Annotated in this window: 5 protein-coding genes; 1 reads left to right on the forward strand and 4 read right to left on the reverse strand. The window is 72.1% G+C overall.

Annotated features, from left to right (window positions below; genetic code table 11):
• Window positions 1–301: anti-sigma factor family protein (locus E7Z54_RS21015; RefSeq protein WP_136436688.1), on the reverse strand; the 301-nt coding region annotated here is incomplete at its 3' end.
• Window positions 302–321: 20 nt separating this feature from the next.
• A complete protein-coding gene (sigE, locus tag E7Z54_RS21020; protein WP_136436689.1) occupies window positions 322–924 on the reverse strand; it encodes an RNA polymerase sigma factor SigE in 603 nt (200 codons plus the stop codon).
• A 163-nt stretch (window positions 925–1,087) separates the two neighbouring features.
• Here sigE and E7Z54_RS21025 point away from each other — a divergent pair, with 163 nt between their 5' ends.
• Window positions 1,088–1,750 carry an O-methyltransferase gene (locus tag E7Z54_RS21025; RefSeq protein WP_240769820.1) on the forward strand — a complete coding sequence of 221 codons (663 nt, stop codon included), beginning with the start codon at window positions 1,088–1,090 and terminating at the stop codon, window positions 1,748–1,750.
• Window positions 1,751–1,761: 11 nt separating this feature from the next.
• Here E7Z54_RS21025 and E7Z54_RS21030 read toward each other — a convergent pair whose 3' ends face one another.
• Together E7Z54_RS21030 and E7Z54_RS21035 are read right to left on the reverse strand one after the other, a co-directional pair.
• Entirely contained in the window at window positions 1,762–2,103 is a 342-nt protein-coding gene (locus E7Z54_RS21030; RefSeq protein WP_136436690.1) for a hypothetical protein, read from the reverse strand.
• The coding region (locus E7Z54_RS21035) for a leucyl aminopeptidase family protein (RefSeq protein WP_136436691.1) at window positions 2,100–3,241 on the reverse strand (1,142 nt) is incomplete at its 5' end. The genes E7Z54_RS21035 and E7Z54_RS21030, both read right to left, overlap by 4 nt.

Consider the following 3,241-nt stretch of genomic DNA (forward strand, 5'->3'; position numbering starts at 1 on the left):
CCAGCACGCCCAGCATCGCCGCGCCGAGGGCACCTCCGCCGAGGGCGGCGGCGCCGAGGTGACGGCGCGCGCCGGGGTGCGCGTCGGCCTCGGCGAGGATCGCGTCGCCCGGCGGCATGCTGAGCAACGAGCCTTTCAGGTTCGACGGAACCGTGCGCTCCCCCGTCGACAGCCCCGCCAGGCGGGTCTTCACCCAGCCTTCGCGCTCGACGAGGTCACGGCACGCGTGACAGGAGTAGACGTGGGCCCACGCCTCCTCGGTCTCCTTCGCCGACAGTTGGCCGTCGAGGAGGGCGCTCACGCGGTTGCCGAGGTGACCGATCACATCGCTCCCCCCGCGAACGCGGCGGCCGTCGGGCCGGCGTACTGGGTGCGGCCCGCAATTGGCGCACGGTGGGACAGCGCGGCGCGGAGCTGGGCGCGACCCCGGTGGATCCGGGAGCGGACGGTGCCGAGCTTGGCACCGAGGATCTCCGCGATCTCCTCGTAGCTGAGGCCCTCGATGTCGCAGAGCACCACCGCCGCCCGGAAGTCCGGCGTGAGCGAGGCCAACGCGGCCTCCACGTCGTCATCGAAGGTCTGGTCGGCGTACGCGGCCTCGGGGTGGGCCACGGCGCTGGCGATCCGGGCGGCCCGCTCATCGGACAGCGCGTCGAACCGGATCCGCTGCTTGCGGCGGGCCTGGTCGAGGAACAGGTTGGTGGTGATCCGGTGCAGCCAGCCCTCGAAGGTGCCGGGGCTGTAGGTGTGGAGCGAGCGGAAGACCCTCACGAAGACCTCCTGGGTGAGGTCCTCGGCGTCGTGGCGGTTGCCGGTGAGCCGCATGGCGAGGCGGTAGACCCGGTCGGAGTGCTGCTCGACGATGCTGTGCCAGTCCAGCGTCTGCTCAGGATGCTGGACGGTGTCGTCGATGCTCTCCGCCATCGTCGCCTTCTTCCGCGGGGTCAGTACCAAGGTGGTGTGGCTCCTTCACGGTAGGGGCGGGTCCTGAGGGTTCCCTGTGAAAGAGCCCAACGATCGGCATGGATCGGATGTTCCACGGCGTTGGGTCCAGCGCTCCGGGTGCGCCAGGACCTAGGCTGACGCCGTGGCCCTCACACCGATCAACGCGACCAGCTGGACCTTCGCCGACACCTACGTCGACGAGGACGACGTCCTCGTCGCGGCTCGGGCACGGGCCGAGGAGGTCGGCGTGGCGCCGATCGGCTCCGGCGGCGGTGCCGCGCTGCGGTTCCTCGCCGCCGTGCTCGAGGCGCGTGCCGTCGTCGAGATCGGCACCGGCACCGGCGTCTCGGGGGTGTGGCTGCTGCGTGGGATGCGCTCCGACGGCGTGCTGACCACCGTCGACATCGAGACCGAGCACCAGCGGCTCGCCCGCGAGTCCTTCAAGGAGGCCGGCATCGCGCCGCAGCGGGTGCGCACCATCGCCGGCGCTGCGCTCGACGTGCTGCCGCGGCTCACGGACGGCCACTACGACCTGGTCTTCGCCGACGGCGACAAGCGCGAGTACGGCGCCTACCTGACCGAGGCGCTGCGGCTGCTCCGCCCCGGTGGCGTGGTGGCATTCGACAACGCACTGTGGCACGACCGGGTCGCCGACCCCTCGCGTCGCGACGACGAGACGCTCGCGATCCGCGAGCTGGTCCAGCAGGTCGCCGCCACCGAAGGGCTGGTGCCCGCACTGCTGCCGGTCGGCGACGGCCTGCTGGTTGCGAAGAAGGAGTGGATCCCCGAGGGCGGGAGCGACTAGATCGCCGCGTCCTACTCGCCGCGCGCCGCAGTTACGAAGCCGGCGGCACCCTCGGCGATGGCGCCGATCTCGCACTCCTCGATCAGGATCGGCGCGCTGCCGATGATCTGCGAGCCCGGCGACTCGGCGGCCACCGCGGTGAACTGCTGCTGGAACGCGGCCCGGCTGGCGTCGTCGGCGAAGACGTAGCAGCCCTCGAACCACTCCCCGGCGCGCAACCGCCAGACCTTGAAGGACAGCCCCTCCTGGTCGGTGAAGCGTGCATGTGAGGTGTCGGCGACGTAGGACTTGAGGTCGTCCTCGACCCCCTCCGGTGCGTCGGCCAGCGACCAGCGGACGGTGAGACCTCTCATGAACCAATCCCTTCGACAGGGTCCTCGGACCCGAGCCAGGTGAGCAGCAGCCGGGACCCGAAGCCGGACGGCCCGACGGTCCACTCGTGCCAGTCCTTCTCCACGTCGGCGACGGACGCGATGTCGAGGTGCGCCCACGGCACGTCCCCGACGAAGTGTCGGAGGAACAGCGCGGCGGTGATCGCGCCGGCTCCTCCTGGGTCGTTGCTGGCGTCTGCCACCTTCGAGGCCAGCCGATCCTCGTAGCCTGCGAACAGCGGTAGTCGCCACAGCGGCTCCCCGGCCCGCTGCCCGGCGGCGACGAGCCGGTCGGCAATCGCGTCGTCCGTGGCGAACAGGCCGCCGACCTGCTGGCCGAGCGCGACCTTGACGGCGCCGGTGAGCGTGGCGACGTCGACGACGAGCGCCGGGTCGAGCTCCGCGACGGCGTACGCGAGCGCGTCGGCGAGCACCAGTCTCCCCTCCGCATCGGTGTTCCCGACCTCGGTGGTCCGACCGCCCCAGTGCCGGATGACGTCCCCGGGCCGGAGCGCACTGCCGGAGATGGCGTTCTCCGCGGCCGCCACCAGGCCGATGACCCGGACCGGGCAGTCGACGTCGGCGAGCGCGGCCATGGTGGCGAGCACCACGGCGCCGCCGGTCATGTCGCGCTTCATCGACACCATCGCCGGGCCCGGCTTGATCGACAGGCCGCCGCTGTCGAAGGTGATTCCCTTGCCGACGAGCACCACGACCGGCAGCTTCTTGGCGGCGCGGATGGAGACGCCGCGCGGCGTGTAGTCCAGGCGGATCAGGCGCGGCGGCGTGGCGGAGGCCCGGCCCACGGCGACGAGGCCACCGAAGCCGTCGCGGGTCAGCTCCTCCTCGTCCCAGACGCGGATCTCGAGACCGGCCGCACCCGCGATCTCCTCCGCCTGGCCGGCCAGCCAGGCCGGGTTCTTCAGGTTCGACGGCACCGTGGCAAGCATCCGCGAGCGCCATCCGGCGCCACCGAGGGCGACCGCGCGCTCGAGGACACCGCGGTCGGCGGCGACCGCCGGGCCGGCGATGACGACCCGGCGGACGGGGTGGTGCTCCGGACCGGCGGAGCGCCAGTGGAAGACGAAACCGCCGAGCATCGTGCCTGCGACGAACGCCT

The organism is Nocardioides sp. (assembly GCF_004803405.1).
Classification (GTDB): Bacteria; Actinomycetota; Actinomycetes; order Propionibacteriales; family Nocardioidaceae; genus Nocardioides; species Nocardioides vastitatis.